The 17,360-nt window shown below is 36.1% G+C and carries 18 protein-coding genes, 1 tRNA gene and 1 pseudogene; 18 read left to right on the top strand and 2 right to left on the bottom strand.

The annotated features are described in order from the left end of the window. Positions 1–192: 192 nt before the first annotated feature. The 5 genes from CIB29_RS03070 to CIB29_RS03090 all read left to right on the top strand — a co-directional run bounded on the left by CIB29_RS03070 (position 193) and on the right by CIB29_RS03090 (position 5,424). The gene (locus tag CIB29_RS03070) at positions 193–1,743 is read left to right on the top strand and encodes an acyl-CoA carboxylase subunit beta (RefSeq protein ID WP_094546638.1); all 1,551 of its coding nucleotides are present in this window, start codon (positions 193–195) and stop codon (positions 1,741–1,743) included. A gap of 115 nt (positions 1,744–1,858) precedes the next feature. After that, positions 1,859–2,227 carry an OadG family protein gene (locus CIB29_RS03075; protein ID WP_094546641.1) on the top strand — a complete coding sequence of 123 codons (369 nt, stop codon included), beginning with the start codon at positions 1,859–1,861 and terminating at the stop codon, positions 2,225–2,227. 37 nt (positions 2,228–2,264) lie between these two features. Then, on the top strand, positions 2,265–2,663 hold the full coding sequence (locus CIB29_RS03080; protein WP_094546643.1) for a biotin/lipoyl-containing protein: 399 nt from the start codon (positions 2,265–2,267) through the stop codon (positions 2,661–2,663). 117 nt (positions 2,664–2,780) lie between these two features. Further along, positions 2,781–3,875 (top strand): sodium ion-translocating decarboxylase subunit beta, encoded by a 1,095-nt coding sequence (locus tag CIB29_RS03085; RefSeq protein WP_094546717.1) that lies wholly within the window; start codon positions 2,781–2,783, stop codon positions 3,873–3,875. Between the two features lie 151 nt (positions 3,876–4,026). Then, entirely contained in the window at positions 4,027–5,424 is a 1,398-nt protein-coding gene (locus CIB29_RS03090; protein ID WP_094546645.1) for an oxaloacetate decarboxylase subunit alpha, read from the top strand. Between the two features lie 137 nt (positions 5,425–5,561). Here the strand turns inward: CIB29_RS03090 and CIB29_RS03095 are convergent, their stop codons facing one another. Beyond that, positions 5,562–6,200: a hypothetical protein gene (locus tag CIB29_RS03095; protein WP_094546647.1), complete on the bottom strand. Its 639-nt coding sequence runs from the start codon at positions 6,198–6,200 to the stop codon at positions 5,562–5,564. A gap of 254 nt (positions 6,201–6,454) precedes the next feature. Here CIB29_RS03095 and CIB29_RS03100 point away from each other — a divergent pair, with 254 nt between their 5' ends. The 11 genes from CIB29_RS03100 (at position 6,455) to CIB29_RS03150 (ending at position 15,218) form a co-directional block, all read left to right on the top strand. After that, a complete protein-coding gene (locus CIB29_RS03100) occupies positions 6,455–6,622 on the top strand; it encodes a YpmA family protein (protein WP_094546649.1) in 168 nt (55 codons plus the stop codon). A gap of 41 nt (positions 6,623–6,663) precedes the next feature. Next, positions 6,664–7,557 (top strand): MurR/RpiR family transcriptional regulator, encoded by an 894-nt coding sequence (locus tag CIB29_RS03105; RefSeq protein ID WP_094546651.1) that lies wholly within the window; start codon positions 6,664–6,666, stop codon positions 7,555–7,557. 9 nt (positions 7,558–7,566) lie between these two features. Beyond that, positions 7,567–8,175 (top strand): histidine phosphatase family protein, encoded by a 609-nt coding sequence (locus tag CIB29_RS03110; RefSeq protein WP_094546654.1) that lies wholly within the window; start codon positions 7,567–7,569, stop codon positions 8,173–8,175. A gap of 4 nt (positions 8,176–8,179) precedes the next feature. Further along, positions 8,180–9,421 (top strand): BaiN/RdsA family NAD(P)/FAD-dependent oxidoreductase, encoded by a 1,242-nt coding sequence (locus tag CIB29_RS03115; protein ID WP_278335818.1) that lies wholly within the window; start codon positions 8,180–8,182, stop codon positions 9,419–9,421. Positions 9,422–9,513: 92 nt separating this feature from the next. Continuing rightward, on the top strand, positions 9,514–10,005 hold the full coding sequence (locus tag CIB29_RS03120; protein WP_094546656.1) for a DUF5359 family protein: 492 nt from the start codon (positions 9,514–9,516) through the stop codon (positions 10,003–10,005). A 62-nt stretch (positions 10,006–10,067) separates the two neighbouring features. Next, entirely contained in the window at positions 10,068–10,481 is a 414-nt protein-coding gene (locus CIB29_RS03125) for a HutP family protein (RefSeq protein WP_094546658.1), read from the top strand. A 17-nt stretch (positions 10,482–10,498) separates the two neighbouring features. Next, positions 10,499–10,867 (top strand): chorismate mutase, encoded by a 369-nt coding sequence (aroH, locus tag CIB29_RS03130; RefSeq protein WP_094546660.1) that lies wholly within the window; start codon positions 10,499–10,501, stop codon positions 10,865–10,867. 149 nt (positions 10,868–11,016) lie between these two features. Beyond that, positions 11,017–11,688, top strand: a complete 672-nt coding sequence (gene cmk / locus CIB29_RS03135) for a (d)CMP kinase (protein ID WP_094546662.1) — start codon at positions 11,017–11,019, stop codon at positions 11,686–11,688. Then, positions 11,688–12,272 carry a lysophospholipid acyltransferase family protein gene (locus CIB29_RS03140; RefSeq protein WP_094546664.1) on the top strand — a complete coding sequence of 195 codons (585 nt, stop codon included), beginning with the start codon at positions 11,688–11,690 and terminating at the stop codon, positions 12,270–12,272. The genes cmk and CIB29_RS03140 overlap by 1 nt, the downstream gene beginning before the upstream one ends. Position 12,273: 1 nt before the next feature. Then, positions 12,274–14,262: a bifunctional 4-hydroxy-3-methylbut-2-enyl diphosphate reductase/30S ribosomal protein S1 gene (locus CIB29_RS03145; protein ID WP_094546666.1), complete on the top strand. Its 1,989-nt coding sequence runs from the start codon at positions 12,274–12,276 to the stop codon at positions 14,260–14,262. 167 nt (positions 14,263–14,429) lie between these two features. Next, entirely contained in the window at positions 14,430–15,218 is a 789-nt protein-coding gene (locus tag CIB29_RS03150; RefSeq protein ID WP_094546668.1) for a CheR family methyltransferase, read from the top strand. A 108-nt stretch (positions 15,219–15,326) separates the two neighbouring features. Here the strand turns inward: CIB29_RS03150 and CIB29_RS03155 are convergent. Further along, positions 15,327–15,413 (bottom strand) — tRNA-Leu (locus CIB29_RS03155). 449 nt (positions 15,414–15,862) lie between these two features. Here CIB29_RS03155 and CIB29_RS03160 point away from each other — a divergent pair. Both CIB29_RS03160 and CIB29_RS03165 read left to right on the top strand, forming a co-directional pair. Next, positions 15,863–16,495: an IS607 family transposase gene (locus tag CIB29_RS03160; protein WP_094546670.1), complete on the top strand. Its 633-nt coding sequence runs from the start codon at positions 15,863–15,865 to the stop codon at positions 16,493–16,495. Beyond that, a pseudogene (locus CIB29_RS03165) lies at positions 16,467–17,354 on the top strand (RNA-guided endonuclease InsQ/TnpB family protein); the annotation flags it as partial. The gene CIB29_RS03160 and the pseudogene CIB29_RS03165, both read left to right, overlap by 29 nt. Positions 17,355–17,360: the final 6 nt, after the last annotated feature.

The following is a 17,360-nucleotide window of genomic DNA, read 5'->3' on the forward strand; positions in this document are numbered from 1 at the left end:
TTGTATTATACTATTATGTATATACAGCTTAACAGTGCTCAGAATTTAATTAAAGTACAAGCCTATGATTCGCAGTTACTATTAAATAGCTGTGAAACATGAACAAAATATATTGTTCATTTATATAAAAATCCATATAAATATTTTGAGCACAAATACATAGCAATAATTTTACAGTCTGGAGGGTTAGTAATGAGTACAATTGACAAACTTAACGACTTGCAGCACCGCAGAAGTGTTATTGAGCAGGGCGGCGGTGCTGACAAAGTTAAAAAGCAGCATGAATCCGGCAAATTAACGGCTAGAGAAAGAATTAATTTGCTTATGGATGAAGGAAGCTTTATTGAAATTGATGCCTTTGTAAAACACAGAGGCACAGAGTTTGATATGCCTGCTACTGAAGCTCCCGGGGAAGGGGTTGTTACCGGCTATGGTACGGTAGATGGACGACTGGTCTATGTCTATGCCCAGGATTTTACTGTCATCGGCGGGTCTTTGGGAGAAATGCATGCCAAAAAGATTTGTAAAGTGATGGATATGGCAATGAAAATGGGAGCACCCATTGTTGGCATTAACGATTCCGGCGGTGCCAGAATTCAAGAGGGTATTGATGCGTTAAGCGGGTTTGGGGAAATATTCTATCGCAACACCATCGCCTCGGGAGTAATTCCTCAGATATCCGTTATTATGGGACCGTGTGCCGGCGGCGCAGTTTATTCTCCGGCAATTACCGACTTTGTATTTATGGTAGACAAGACCAGCCAGATGTTTATTACCGGTCCTCAGGTTATTAAAGCCGTAACCGGTGAAGATGTCAGTTTTGAACAATTGGGTGGAGCGATGGCGCACAATAGTAAGAGCGGTGTTGCTCACTTTGTAAGTGCTGATGATAAAGAATGCATTGAGCAGGTTAAATTGCTGCTCAGTTACCTGCCGTCCAACAACCTGTCAGACGCTCCGGTTTATGAAACCAATGACGATTTGAACCGGATATCCGATAAATTAACTGCTATAGTTCCCGATGATGCAAATAAACCTTATGACATGAAAGAGGTTATTGCAGAAATCGTTGACAACGGTGATTTCTTTGAAGTGCATCCTCATTTTGCACAAAATATTATTGTTGGTTTTGCAAGAATGAATGGCAGAACCGTAGGAATTATTGCAAATCAGCCTAAAGTCCTGGCTGGAGCATTAGATGTAAATTCCTCGGACAAAGCTGCCCGGTTTATCAGGTTCTGTGATTGCTTTAACATTCCAATATTGACCTTTACCGATGTGCCAGGGTATCTGCCAGGGGTTTCCCAGGAACACTCCGGCATCATCCGGCATGGTGCAAAGCTTCTCTATGCCTATTCGGAAGCCACGGTTCCAAAGATTAATGTAATTATAAGAAAAGCCTATGGCGGGGCTTACATTGCAATGAGCAGCAAGCACTTAGGAGCCGACATGGTATTTGCATGGCCTACAGCAGAAATTGCCGTAATGGGTCCAGAAGGAGCAGCTAACATCATCTTCAGAAAAGAGATTGCAAATGCAGCTGACCCTGTTGCTGCCAGAAATGAAAAAATTGAGGAATATAGAAATAAATTCGCCAACCCATATGTAGCTGCTGCAAGAGGCTATATCGATGACGTCATTGAACCCGATTCCACAAGGCCAAGAATTATCAGTGCGTTGGAAATGCTGGCAAGCAAAAGGGAAAACAGGCCGGCTAAAAAGCATGGAAATATCCCTGTATAAAAGTAGGGAGTGGACAGTGGGGAGTAAAACCACTGCACAGGTTCTTTTGTCAATATCTACAGCCTTTTAAAGGCAGGTCAGGGTGGTTAAATAAAATCAGAGCGGGGTGATTTAGTTGGAACATTTAAACGAAGGCCTGGCGGTCACTGTAATTGGTATGGGTACGGTGTTTTCGGTGCTGATTCTCCTCTGGATACTATTAGAAGGTATGAGAATTGTCTTTTACAAGCCAGAGGTAAAAGCTCCGGTTACAGTGGAAAAGCCGGAAGTAAAACAAGAAGTCATACAGCAACCAGCTGTATCTACGGAAGAGCTTGATGAGTTAGATGAAGACGAATTAATTGCAGTCCTAACTGCTGCAGTAGCGTCAAGTCTTAATCAATCTACTTACAACCTAAATATTAAATCCTTCAGGAGAATAGAACAAACTTCTCCCATATGGAATACGGTAAGCAGAAAAGAACAATTAGAAAGCAGACTATAAATTTTAAAAAATTCAATAAGTCAGGAGGATGTTAAACATGAGGAAATTTATAATAAACGTAAATGGAAAATCTTACGAGGTAGAAGTTGAAGAAATAAGAGATGGTGCACCTGTTGCTGCACCGGTCAGCAGGCCTGCAGCTGTCCCGGCAACTGCTCCAAAGGCTGCTCCCGCTCCGGCTGCGCCGGCTCCTAAAGCTGCTCCGGCTGCCGTACCGGCATCTGCCACCAGCATCACCGCTCCAATGCCGGGGACCATTATGGCCGTAAATGTAAAAGAAGGGGATACTGTAAAAGAAGGCGATGTAGTATGTATCCTTGAAGCAATGAAGATGGAAAATGAAATTATGGCACCTAAATCTGGAAAAGTTTTAGCTGTAAACGTTGCTAAGGGGGCTTCAGTAAATAGCGGGGATGTTCTTGTTGCAATTGGTTAAAGCACAGGAATATTACCTGCTGAAATGGAGGGATAAGACTTGGATCTGTTTTCACAAGCAATTGTAAAATTTTTAGATAAAACTGCTCTAAATGAAGTAACTCTTCCTACTTTAATCATGCTCTGTATATCGGGAATATTGATATATCTGGCGATTGGCAAAAAATTCGAGCCGCTGCTGCTTTTACCAATTGCTTTCGGTATGCTGCTTGCAAACTTACCTAATGCAGGCCTCATCCATATGGAGCTTTTTCAGGGAAAGCAGCTGGATATACAAAGAATTGCAAATGAGGGCGGCTTGTTAGACCTGCTCTATTTGGGAGTTAAACTGGGAATTTATCCACCGTTGATATTTTTAGGTGTTGGAGCCATGACCGACTTCGGTCCGTTGATTGCAAATCCTAAGAGCTTGCTTTTAGGTGCAGCTGCCCAGCTAGGGATATTTACTACATTTATAGGTGCAATATTACTGGGATTCAACGTAGCAGAAGCTTCATCCATCGGAATCATCGGCGGTGCCGACGGCCCGACAGCTATCTTTGTAACAAAGACCCTAGCCCCTCATCTGCTTGGAGCAATTGCCGTAGCAGCCTATTCCTACATGGCGCTTGTGCCAATCATACAACCGCCAATCATGAAAGCGTTGACTACGAAAAAAGAACGAATGATTGTCATGGAACAATTACGTCCTGTTAGCAAAATCGAAAAGATAGTATTTCCAATCGTTGTAACAGTTGTTGTTTCACTCATATTGCCCGATGCGGCAGCACTTGTAGGAATGTTAATGCTGGGTAACTTATTTAAAGAATGCGGCGTAGTGGATAGACTCAATAAAACAGCACAAAATGAGTTAATCAACATCATTACCATTTTCCTCGGCACCACGGTAGGAGCCACTGCAAACGCAGAAACCTTTTTAAAGCCACAAACACTGGGAATAATAGTGTTAGGCCTGTTGGCGTTCTCGATGAGTACCGCGGGCGGAGTAATTTTGGGGAAAATCATGTGCAAAGTTACCGGAGGAAAAGTGAATCCTCTCATTGGTTCTGCCGGTGTATCAGCAGTGCCGATGGCTGCCAGGGTTTCACAGGTTGTCGGACAAAAGGAGAATCCTGCAAACTTCCTGCTGATGCATGCAATGGGCCCGAATGTTGCAGGGGTTATCGGTTCTGCTGTTGCAGCAGGCGTATTTTTGGCATTGTATGCAAAATAAATATTTTATATGCCGCATAGCGGCATGAATAACTATAAATGCACAGAATAAAACTAGTTTGAATTTCAGAGCTTGAGTTTATAAATATTAATTAGGGGTGTTATCTCCGAACTTCAAGCTCCGAACTTCGAACTAAAAAAGGAGGACGATTATGCCTAAGGTTAAGATAACAGAAACCGTGTTAAGGGATGCCCATCAGTCACTTATCGCTACAAGAATGACGACTGATGAAATGCTGCCCATTGTAAGTAAACTGGATAAAGTTGGATACCATTCGCTTGAGGCCTGGGGCGGAGCAACTTTTGATGCCTGCTTAAGATTTTTAAATGAAGACCCATGGGAAAGATTAAGAAAAATTAGAAAAGAAGCAAAAAATACCAAATTGCAGATGCTTTTCAGAGGTCAAAATATTCTCGGATATAAGCATTATGCAGACGATGTAGTGGAATATTTTGTTCAAAAATCTATCGCCAACGGTATTGATATATTAAGAATTTTCGATGCATTAAATGATATAAGAAACCTTCAAACTGCTATCAATGCTTGTAAAAAAGAGGGTGGACATGTGCAGGCTACTGTTTGTTACACCATAAGCCCTGTACACAATATTGAGTCCTTTGTAAAAATGGCAAAACAATTAGAAGATAATGGTGCTGATTCCATTTGTATAAAAGATATGGCCGGACTTTTAACTCCTTATGTAGCCTATGATTTAGTAAAAGCTATGAAAGCTGCGGTTAAGATTCCGATTCAATTGCATACTCATTATACCAGCGGTGTAGCTTCTATGACCTATTTGAAGGCAATTGAAGCAGGAGTTGACGTTGTTGATACGGCTATTTCCTCACTGGCCCTGGGTACTTCTCAGCCACCAACAGAACCATTGGTAGCAACTTTACAAGGAACTCAATACGACACAGGCCTGGATTTGGGGTTATTAAGTGAAATCGCTGAGTATTTCAGACCTTTACGTGAAAAATACATTGCAAGCGGATTATTAGATCCAAAGGTGATGAGTGTAGATATAAATACATTATTGTATCAGGTGCCTGGCGGAATGATTTCCAACCTTGTTTCACAGCTCAAACAGCAAAATAAAGAAGATAAATTTGAAGAAGTGCTTAAAGAAGTACCAAAAGTTAGGGAAGATTTTGGATTCCCTCCACTTGTTACACCTACAAGTCAGATTGTTGGAACTCAAGCTGTTTTGAATGTTATAGCCGGTGAAAGATACAAAATGGTTTCTAAAGAGTCAAAAGCACTTGTTAAAGGTGAATATGGAAAAACACCTGTTGAAATTGCTGATGAATTCAGAAAGAAGATTATTGGTGATGAACAGCCAGTTACCTGCCGGCCAGCTGACTTAATCGAACCTGAACTGGAAAAATTAAGATCAGAAATTAAAGAATTTATAGAACAGGATGAAGACGTATTGTCCTATGCATTATTCCCGCAAGTTGCAACAAAATTCTTTGAATTTAGAAGAGCTCAAAAATATAAAATTGATGGCGACATGGTAAATATGGAACAAAAAACTCATCCGATATGATGGGTTAGTTAATGGTTCGTAGTTCTTAGTTCGTGGTAAAAAACGCTAATTTAACGAACTACGAACCACTAACTACGAACAACTTTCATGGTTAGTGATGTGCTTTACTTATGATGGTTAATCTGAATCTTTTAAAATTAGCAATTTACATGTAAATAAATAGTATTAGGTTTGTTACTGACATACCTTAGAACTTTTACCTGGGTAAAAGGTTCTAAGGTTTTTCCACATTTTAGGCAGCTATAACATTTATCAGGCATGGTTTCGTAAGTAACTTGCGTTGGGAGTTTCCCGTATTTCTCCCAACTTTTCCACCCTACTTTGCAAAGTTTGGATCTCTTATGATAGTCGGCATAGACCCAGCGCAGGATCCTATGAAAATGGAAAGGGTACCTGGTATATTTGATGTATTGTTTTGGAAAACCAAGGGATATTGCATACTCTTCAAAGGTTTTTTCTATTGTATCCTGTAAATATCCGGTTATCTGTGTGCTTTTCCAATTGTAATTTTTTTCATTAAGCCAATTTCTCAGTTTATCAAACATATATCCCCGGCACACTTCAATTGTATCGTTTTTTGATACTGATAGTACCTGAAACCCATGTTTTACAATATCAATTGCATAATCCAGGTATTTTTTCCTTGGAAAGTTATTTTTATTATAATATTTAATTGGTATGATTTCATAATAATATTGTTTGGTTTCAGTATTATATAGCCCTATACATGTGCCGCCTATTAAGCTTCCACTTCCGGAGTCATCGATCTGAATCAATTTCTCACTTCCTTTACAGCCTGCAAAAGTAATAACTTATATTAGTATTTCAAAAAGGGTACAATCTTATGAAAAGTAATAAAAACACTTGATTTTTGTCATATTAAATAATAATATTAAAAGTATCGATAACCAATATTAAAAGTTAAAAAATAAATTAATGCATTTATCGATGAAATTCGCGAAGTTTGTATTAAGGAAATATTGAATTTTAAACTTCGCTTATTATAAAAACAGTATGGAGGCCAGACTTTATGGGTGAAGAAAATAAACTTGAACTTAAAGCAACCCTTGAAATTTCATGCAATGATGAATTATATAAGCTAATAGATTTTCTAAATAAAAATCTGAAACAAAAAAACTTAATATTTGGTTTAGCTCAGAAAAATGAAAAAATGGTTGTTACAATATATGAAACATAATCTGAACTACAAACAATAATTTTTTGGAGGTAGACAACTGAATGGAAAAAAAGCAGGATTTAATTTCGAGGATTCAATCTTCCATGACAGAATTTAGTAAGGGTCAAAAGTTAATTGCTAATTATATACTAAATCATTATGATAAGGCAGCTTTCATGACGGCAGCCCGGTTAGGCAGTGTAGTTGGGGTAAGTGAATCAACGGTTGTAAGATTTGCAACGGAACTGGGATATGACGGTTATCCAAAACTTCAAAAAGCTTTGCAAGAGCTCATCAGAACTAAACTAACTGCGGTCCAAAGAATGGAAATCACCTCAGACAGAATAGGGGATCAGGATATACTGACTACCGTTTTGAATTCAGATATGGATAAAATCAGGTTAACTTTAGAAGAAATTGATAAACAAGGTTTTGAGGAAATAATTGAGACCATCCTGAAGGCTGAAAAAATTTATATATTAGGAGTTAGAAGTTCTGCAGCGCTCGCAAGTTTTCTAGGGTTTTATTTTAATTTGATATTCGATAATGTCCGGTTAGTACATACTACCAGCGTAAGTGAAATGTTTGAACAAATATTGAGGGTCAAACCGGGCGACGTTGTCATAGGTATTAGTTTCCCGCGGTATTCCAGACGTACCATTAAAGCACTTCAATATGCAAAAGATCAGAAATGCAAAGTCATAGCAATTACTGATAGCTATCTATCTCCGCTTGCATCCTATGCTGACCACACCATTATTGCAAGGAGTGATATGGCTTCTTTTGTAGATTCGCTGGTAGCTCCCTTAAGTGTAATAAACGCTCTTATAGTGGCTTTAGGTATGAGAAAAAAGAATGAAGTATACAGGACTTTTGAACAGCTTGAACGTATTTGGGATGAATACCAGGTATATGAAAAATACTCTGACGAAAGTGTTAACAATGAAGATTTTTAGAGGTGAAAAATGTCCAAATTATTCTTGATTAGACACGGCTTAACCGAGTGGAATAAACTGAATAAATTCCAAGGTTCCTCAAACACATTATTATGTGAAGAAGGAATTGAACAGGCAAAAAAACTTGCCGATAGATTAAAACCGTACAAATTTGACGCTATATATTCCAGTGATTTAAGCCGCGCTTATGAAACAGCATTATATATTGCTCAACCTCATCATATGACGGTAAATAAAATTCCCGAACTTAGAGAAATTCATTTTGGCGAATGGGAAGGATTAACAAAAGAAGAGATTATTAATTTAAAAAAATATGATTTTATCCGTTGGAAAAATTCACCCCATTCTACAGAATTTCCGGGTGAAGGCAGTCTTGTAAAAGTACAGCAGCGTGTTATGAAAGGAATTCAGGCAATTCTTAATAGACATCGAAATGAAAATATAGTTATTGTTTCCCACGGTGCATCTCTTAAAATTATTATTTTATCCCTTTTGGGCATGGATTTATCTTTTTATCGCCATTTTTGGCTGGGTAATACCTCCTTAAGTATTATTGAAATCCGTAAGGATAGAAATGTTTTAAGCTTATTAAATGATATGAGTCATTTGGAGGATTGAGAGAGTGAATTTGTTGTCAAATAATAAAAGGGTAATTGTAGTGGGCGGTGGCGCTGCGGGAATGATGGCGGCGGGTACTGCCGGAAGTCGAGGGTTAGACGTTACTTTAATTGAAAAGAACAATAGACTGGGTAAAAAATTACTTATAACCGGTAAAGGCAGATGTAATATAACGAATAATACAGACGTCGATGGATTGATTCAGAATGTTCCGGTGAATGGAAATTTTTTATATAGCGCTTTTTATACTTTTTCAAATAATGATCTGATGAATTTATTTCAGGAATTAGGATTAAAACTAAAAATTGAGCGGGGAGGAAGGGTTTTTCCGGAGTCTGATAAGGCTGGCGATGTAGTAAAGGCTCTTGAAAAATATCTTCGTATAAATAACGTAAATGTCATCAATGGTGAAGTTATAAAAATTCTTACAGATAATGGACAAGTTATAGGCATACTGCTCAAAGATGGGCGTAAATTCTTGGGTGAGAGTGTAATTATTGCAACGGGAGGAATGTCTTATCCCGGGACCGGTTCTACCGGAGACGGTTATCATTTTGCGAAACAGCTTGGACATACGGTTACACCGCTAAAGCCCTCTTTAGTACCTCTTGAAGTAAATGAGGAGTGGGTAAAAGAACTGCAGGGATTATCACTAAAGAACATTTCTATTACTGTCTTAAATAGCAGTGACAAGAAAGTGTACAATGATTTTGGTGAAATGCTGTTTACTCATTTTGGTGTGTCCGGACCGGTTATATTAAGTGCCAGTTCACATATGAAAGACATTGAAAAGCAGCAATACCGTTTGATCATTGACCTGAAACCGGCACTGTCACAAGAACAACTGGATAAAAGAATTCAAAGGGACTTTGAAAAATACTCACGAAAACACTATTCAAATTCATTAGATGAACTGCTCCCACAAAAGTTAATTCCTGTAGCCGTAAAATTATCTGCTATACCGGGAGATAAACCTGTTAATCAAATCACTAAAGAAGAGCGGCGAAATCTGGTGAATTTGTTAAAAGGTCTTACATTGCACATCACCAGGTTCAGGCCTATCAAAGAGGCAATTGTAACTTCCGGCGGTGTACACGTTGATGAAATTAACCCTGGAACCATGGAATCAAAAAAAGTTAAAGGATTGTATTTTGCAGGAGAAGTTATTGATGTTGACGCATATACAGGCGGATTTAATTTACAAATAGCATTTTCAACAGGCTACCTGGCCGGGCTTTACTGCTAGATAAGTAAATCTTGTGTATTTTTTCCCTGCTTTGTGCATAATATACTATGAATAATCATTCTGGTAAATTTGTGCCTACAGGAGGGATTAAGATGAAGTTTAAAAAAATCAGGAGTTTTTTTTATGCCATTGGAACGATGAATATCATTAATAAAAAAACTGAAAGATTCTTAGCCCTACTTTCATTAGTATGTATTTTTATTTTGATAATTGCACAAATAGGTCTTGTAAATGAAACTACAAGGACTTTTTTTACCGATATAGATAAATACGAGGGAGTAAATATAAATAACCTTCATGATGTATTTAAACAAGGAGAGTTATCATTAAAATTAATCGGTATGGAACCAAATAATAATATAAAGGTATTATTGAATGGCACTCCTGCATATGAATTTAAATCTGATACACTAAATATAAAAGCAAGAAATAATTGTTTGATTGAAATAGATGGCACAAAAATAAAATCACCTTTTAAAGTTAAAATTGTGAGTATTAGTGAAAATATCTCTACACCATGTAAAGACAAAGAAATTGAAGTAAATTCCAATATTCAGGTACTAACGAGAATTTTTTTAAAATAATATTGTACCATCATCATGGTTACTATATAATATATTCAAATATTATATATAGGAGTTTACATATGAAAAATTTCGGAAGTAAAGATATAGCCAGTGCAGCAATAAAACTTTCGCTGACTGTCGATAGACAGGAAGAAAAAAACTTACAAGCGGAACTCTTAAAATTAGGAATACGTAGTGCTGCTGTTGACTATGGGGGAGAGTTTATCAGCTCGGTAATGAAAATGGTTGAAAGGGCGGTAGTATCTGCTAAGCGGGAGGGAGTAATTAATGATTCCCATGCGGAAGAAGGGGCCGTTGCCGGCGCTACACGAGAAGCCCTGTCACAGATTATGAATAAAGCAATTGGACTGAATGTCGGCGGGAAAATTGGAATTGCACGATATAATGATCATGTTAGCGTAGCTATATTTTTTGGAATAGGACTTCTACATTTGAATGAAATAGCCATTGGATTAGGTCATAGAGTTGTATAGAAAGCGGGGGGTTTAGTATGACTGTCAGGGCTATAAGAGGTGCAGTAACAGTAGATAATAATACCAAAGAAGAAATCATTTTATATACCAAGCAGCTATTAAAAGAAATGATTATGTTAAATAATATTGATATAAATGACATGATTAGTATCTTTTTTACTACTACCAAAGACATTAATGCCACTTTTCCATCAGTTGCTGCCAGGGAATTAGGATTAACCAACGTGCCGCTAATGTGTGCTTCAGAAATAGATGTTCCCGGTAGTTTGCAAAAATGCATAAGAGTAATGGTACACTTAAATACTGATAAAAACCTGGATGAAATAATTCATGTTTATCTAAGGGATGCAAAAAAATTGAGACCAGATCTTGTAAATAATCAATAATTAAGTTTGATACGGGCATATTAAATTAAATGCACCCGTTTAAAACTTGTTAGTTGGTACCAACTAACAAGTTTTTTTGCAAAAAAAAGAGGATTTTTGACTTTTTTATAGAATACTTATTAATTGAATAGAGGGGTGTAGATAAGAGCATGTCAACCATTAAAATTGCAATAGACGGGCCGGCAGGTGCAGGAAAAAGTACAATCGCAAAAATTGTTGCAAAACAATTGGGATTTATATATATTGATACAGGAGCGATGTATAGAGCTGTTGCATTAAAAGCCATAAAAAACAATATAGATACCAAAGATACTGACAAGGTGTGCAGTATACTCCATGATCTGGATATAGATATTAAATACGATAATAATGGACAAGTTGTCTTTCTGGATGGACAGGATGTAACACAAGAAATAAGAACACCTGAGGTTTCGATAGGTGCTTCTAATGTTGCTGCTATTCCTGAAGTAAGAATAAAACTTGTGGAACTTCAGAGAAAGCTTGCAGCTTCAAACAATGTTATTATGGACGGTAGGGATATAGGTACATATGTGCTCCCTGATGCAGACATAAAAATATTTTTAACTGCTTCAGTAGAAGATCGGGCAAAAAGAAGATATGAAGAAATGATAGCAAAAAATTCTTTTTGCAGTCTGGAAGAAGTTAAAAAGGATATTGAATATAGAGATAAAAATGACAGCAGTAGAGCCTTTGCTCCTTTAAAAATAGCAGAAGATGCAGTCGTGATAGATACAACAGGTAATGAATTAGAAGAATCACTAAATATAGTGTTGCAATTAATTAAAGAAAGGTTACAATAATGTTTTACAATATTGTGAAATATTTAATCCAAATAATAGCAAAAATAATATTTCGAATTGAGATAAGGGGACTGCAAAATGTCCCGACACACGGTGCATGTATTATATGCTTTAACCACAAAAGTACATTGGACCCTCCTGTAATAGGCGTTTTCATACCAAGGCAACTGGTCTTTATGGCAAAAGAAGAGTTATTTAAAGTACCGGTTTTAGGCTTTATCATTAAGGCTTTAGGAGCTTTTCCGATTAAAAGAGGTGCCGGAGATGTTTCAGCCATCAAAAATGCTTTAAGTATCCTTAAAGAAGGTAAAGTATTAGCTATGTACCCTGAAGGGACCAGAAGCAAGTCCGGAGATCTCAATCAGGCAAAGCCAGGCGTTGCTCTTATTGCGACCAGAGCGAAAGTACCTGTTGTACCTGTTGGAGTTACCGGTGAGTATAAATTATTTCATAAATTATTGATCAATATAGGGAACCCAATTGTGCTAGAAGAATATTATAATCAAAAATTATCAATGAATAAGTTACAGGAAATCAGTAATGATATAATGAATCAGATTAAAGAACTTATGGAGGTTAATTAATTTGGAATTTATAATTGCGGAAACCGCTGGTTTTTGTTTTGGAGTTAGCAGAGCAATTGATACCGTGTACGATAATGTTAAGGAATGTAAGACAAAAATTTATACATTAGGGCCGATTATACATAACAAACAAGTAGTTGACGATTTACATTCTAAAGGTGTAGATGCTATAGATTCTATTAAAGACATAAAAGATGAAAAATCAAAAGTCGTTGTACGGACCCACGGTATCGCCAAGGAAGTTTACAACGAGCTTGAAATTAACAATATAGAATATATAGATGCAACATGTCCCTATGTAAGAAAGATACATAAAATTGTAGAGAAACACTATAACGATGGTTACCGGATTATAATCGTCGGGAACCGGGAACATCCGGAAGTAATCGGCATAAACGGCTGGTGCAATAATTCTGCAATCATAGTAGATAACGTTGAAGACGTTAAAGAAAAATTAAAATGCACTGATAAAACTTGTGTAGTTGCACAAACTACCATTAACAGAGAAAAATGGGATGATATTACCCGGTATATTAAAAGTCATTGTCAAGAAGCTCTAATTTTTGATACGATATGCAGTGCTACAAATTTAAGACAATCGGAAGCGGAGAAGATTGCAAAACAGGTAGACATAATGTTAGTAATCGGAGGCAAGCATAGTTCTAATACACAAAAATTGGCTGAAATATGCAGCCGATATTGTAAAGATACTTATCACATAGAAACCTTTGAGGAACTTCCTCAAAATTTAAATCTCTCTGATAAAAAAATTGGAATTACTGCCGGTGCTTCTACACCGGCGTGGATAATAAAGGAGGTAATTAACAAAATGACAGAAAAAGAAAATTTAAAAACAAATGATGCTGAAATGAGTTTTGCTGAAGCATTCGAACAATCTCTAATAACTTTAAATACAGGTGATATAGTTAAGGGTACTGTAATTGGAGTTTCTAACAATGAGGTGTATGTTGATCTTGGATTTAAGTCTGATGGAATCATTCATATCAGCGAACTGACGGATGACCCCTCCGTAAGCCCTGAAGATATTGTAAAGGTTGGAGATGAAATCGAAGTATTTGTTGTACGAGTGGATGATGGAGAAGGAAATGTTTTATTATCCAAGAAAAAGTTAGATTCAATTAAAGGTTGGGAAATGATTGAATCCTCTTTTAACAACAAAGCGACTGTTAAAGGTAAAGTCATTGAAATTGTTAATGGCGGTATTATTGTACTTGTTAATGGCATCCGTGTATTTGTTCCTGCTTCACAGGTCAGTGATAGATATGTATCCGACTTAAACGGATTTTTAAAACAAAATGTTTCCCTTCATATTATAGATCTGAATAAAAAGAAGAAAAGGGCAGTTGGATCTGTAAGGGCAGTTATTGAAGAAGAAAAAGAAAAGAAGGCGGAAGAATTCTGGAACAATGTTGAGGTAGGCAAAAGGTACAGTGGAGTAGTCAAAAAGCTGACTGACTTTGGTGCGTTTGTTGATCTCGGTGGTGTTGACGGTCTTATTCATATTTCCGAGCTCTCCTGGAGTAAGATAAAACATCCTTCAGAAGTATTAAAAGAGGGAGATGTTGCCGAAGTATATATTTCCGAATTGGATAAAGAAAAAAAGAGAATATCCCTGGGATTTAAAAAAGCTGAAGACAACCCGTGGGTAATAGCAAAATCAAAATTTAACCTTGGTGACGTTGTTAAGTGTAAAGTAGTAAGATTAGTTCCTTTTGGTGCTTTTGTTGAATTAATTCCCGGAGTGGATGGATTAATCCATATTTCTCAAATTGCAAACAAAAGAATTGGTAAACCTGCAGATGTCCTGTCAATCGGCCAGGAAGTAGAGGCAAAGATTATAGAAATGGATTTGGATAATCAAAAGATTAGCTTGAGTATTAGAGAATTGCCAGGCACTCAGGATATTCCGGCAGAAGAAAATACTGCTGACAAAAAAGAGAAAGACGAAGATCAGCGTATATCTTTTTAAATTCTGTCAATAATATTTAATGACCTCACAAAATACATTGAGACCCCCTTTACATTATTTGCGTGGCATTTTATATGTCACGCTTTTTTTTTATTTGATATTGTGGTAGAATAATATTACATTTTTTTAGCAAAGATATTATATTTTTTTAGTAAAGAGGGATTGAAATGTTTATCAAAGATTACGAGGATTTTAAAACTGAAATATATAAAATGTCCGGAATTAATTTATCTTTATATAAAGAAAAACAAATGAAGAGAAGAATTGAATCCCTGATGAAGAAAAATAACTTTGACAGCTACAATGACTATACAAATGCACTAAAAACAAATAAAATTCTCTACAATGAATTTATTAATTATCTCACTATCAATGTTTCCGAATTTTATAGAAATCCCGGCCAGTGGGAAGTTTTACAAAAAGAAATCATCCCTTTGCTGTTGAGCAAAAGCAAAACGCTGAAGATTTGGAGTGCAGCCTGTTCTACAGGAGAAGAACCTTATTCACTCGTAATGGTTTTAACAAATTTTTTTCCTTTACCATTAATAAAAATCATTGCTACCGATATTGATAAAGAAGCATTAGCAAAGGCAAACATAGGATTATATAACCCTAAGAGCCTGGAAGGGGTTCCAAAAGAAAATATTGCGAAATTTTTTACAAAAGAAGGAGATTTCTTTAAAATTAAAGACGAAGTCAAAAAGTGTGTAGAATTTTCCCAGCATAACTTGCTAAAAGACTCTTACCCTTCCAATTGTGACTTAATCGTATGTAGAAATGTTTTAATTTATTTTACTGAAGAAGCTAAATCAGAAATTTATATGAAATTCAATCAAGCATTAAAAACTGAGGGCATCTTGTTCGTAGGAAGTACCGAACAAATCATTTTGCCGAACCGTTATAACCTTGCTCCCATCAAGACGTTCTTTTATCAAAAGATAAAATCTTTGGTATAGAAAATAGAAATCTGGAATCACTTTGAACTGTATTTCTGACAATGGTAGTAAACCGCTTCAAAACAAATCAAGGGCTACAGGATAAACCCATGTAACCCTTGATTTTTCTGGTGCGAGAAACAGGACTTGAACCTGCATGAGCGTGAACTCACTAGAACCTGAATCTAGCGCGTCTGCCAATTCCGCCATTCTCGCATAGAGAGAACAATAATTATTCTACAACATTTCATAATAAATTTCAATAGTTTTTTTAAATTTTTTTAAGTAAACAAAAGATTGTAGTATTGACAATACAATAATGATATTTGATAATGATAAAGGGACATTTATCATTATGGTTACAAATTAATCAACTTTAAAATCACAATATTGTGATTTTAAAGTTGATTAATTTCATGGATAACTACATTAATTTATTTTTAATATCAGTTATCGATATAATTTATTTTGTCAATAATACTCGATAAGCAGCATATATTTTAAACTGAGGGTTTTGAAGTATTATGACAATCTATATAAGCATTTTCACAATTGCATTTAGTATTAATTTAGGGGGATAACAACAGTTAAAGAATTTTTATAAAAGTTTACAAAACACTGTAAAATTATTATAATATGCTGTATAATAATTTTGAGGTGTTTATATGAAATATTATTCAATTGGAGAATTTGCAGAATTAATAGGAGTGACCCAACAAACTCTTAGAAACTGGGATAAAACAGGAAAACTAAAGCCAAGTCATACCGGGAAAAGCGGTTATAGGTATTATTCACAACAACAGCTTCAAAATTATCTGGGTTTTAAAGGCGGAAACATAACTAAAAGAAAAGTTGTAGGATATTGCAGGGTATCAAGTAATAAGCAAAAAGATGACCTTGAAAGGCAGATTGAAAATATAAAGTCTTATATGATAGCGAAAGGGTATTCTTTTGAAGTTATTACGGATATAGGAAGTGGAATTAACTACAACAAAAAAGGACTAAATCAATTAATTGATATGATTGTTGCTTCTGAGGTAGAAAAGATTGTTGTTTTGTATAAAGATAGGTTATTAAGATTTGGATACGAATTGATAGAAAACCTGTGCAGTAAATACGGTACAACTATTGAAATAATTGATAATACAGAAAAGACAGAAGAACAGGAATTAGTTGAAGATTTAGTTCGGATTGTAACTGTATTTAGTTGCAAGTTACAAGGCAGGAGAGCCAATAAAGCCAAAAAAATGATAAAGGAGCTGTTGGAAGATGATAATAGCCCTGAAAGTCAGGCTTGAACCCAACAACAAGCAAAAAACAAAATTGTTTCAGAGTGCAGGAGTTGCAAGATGGGCATATAACTGGACGCTTGCCAAACAAGAAGAAAATTATAAAAGCGGTGGCAAATTCATTAAAGACGGAGACTTGAGAAAAGAATTAACGTTTTTAAAGAAGACTGAAAAATACAAGTGGCTTAATGATTACAGCAACAACATAACCAAACAAGCCATAAAGGATGCCTGTGATGCTTACTATAAGTTTTTTAAAAAGCTTGCCGATAAACCAAAATTTAAAAGCAGGAAGAAAAGCCAGCCAAAATTTTATCAAGATACCGAAAAAATAAAATTCAAAAATGGCAAGGTTAGATTAGAAAAAATTGGTTGGGTAAGACTTTCAGAAAAAGACAGGATACCGGAAAATGCAAAATATACAAACCCAAGGGTAAAGTTTGACGGAATACACTGGTATGTGTCTGTAGGCATTGAGGCAGAGCAAGAGGCTGTTGAGCTTACAGGCGAAAGTATAGGTATTGATTTAGGGATAAAGAACTTGGCTGTATGCTCAAACGGAATGACCTTTAAAAACATCAACAAAACCAAAAGAGTTAAAAAATTAGAAAAGAAATTGCGCAGGTTGCAGCGCAAGGCATCAAACAAATACCAAAAAAACAAGGAAGGAGGAAGTTGCGTCAAAACAGGCAACATTATAAAACTTGAAAAAAACATTAAAAAGTTGTACAAACGTCTTGATAACATCAGAACTGACAACAGGCATAAAGCAACTGCCGAGATAGTGAAAACCAAGCCATCAAGGATAGTTATGGAAAACCTGAATGTCAGTGGTATGATGAAAAACAAACACCTGTCAAAATCAATCGTATAA

It is taken from the genome of Petroclostridium xylanilyticum (assembly GCF_002252565.1).
Lineage (GTDB): Bacteria > Bacillota > Clostridia > SK-Y3 > SK-Y3 > Petroclostridium > Petroclostridium xylanilyticum.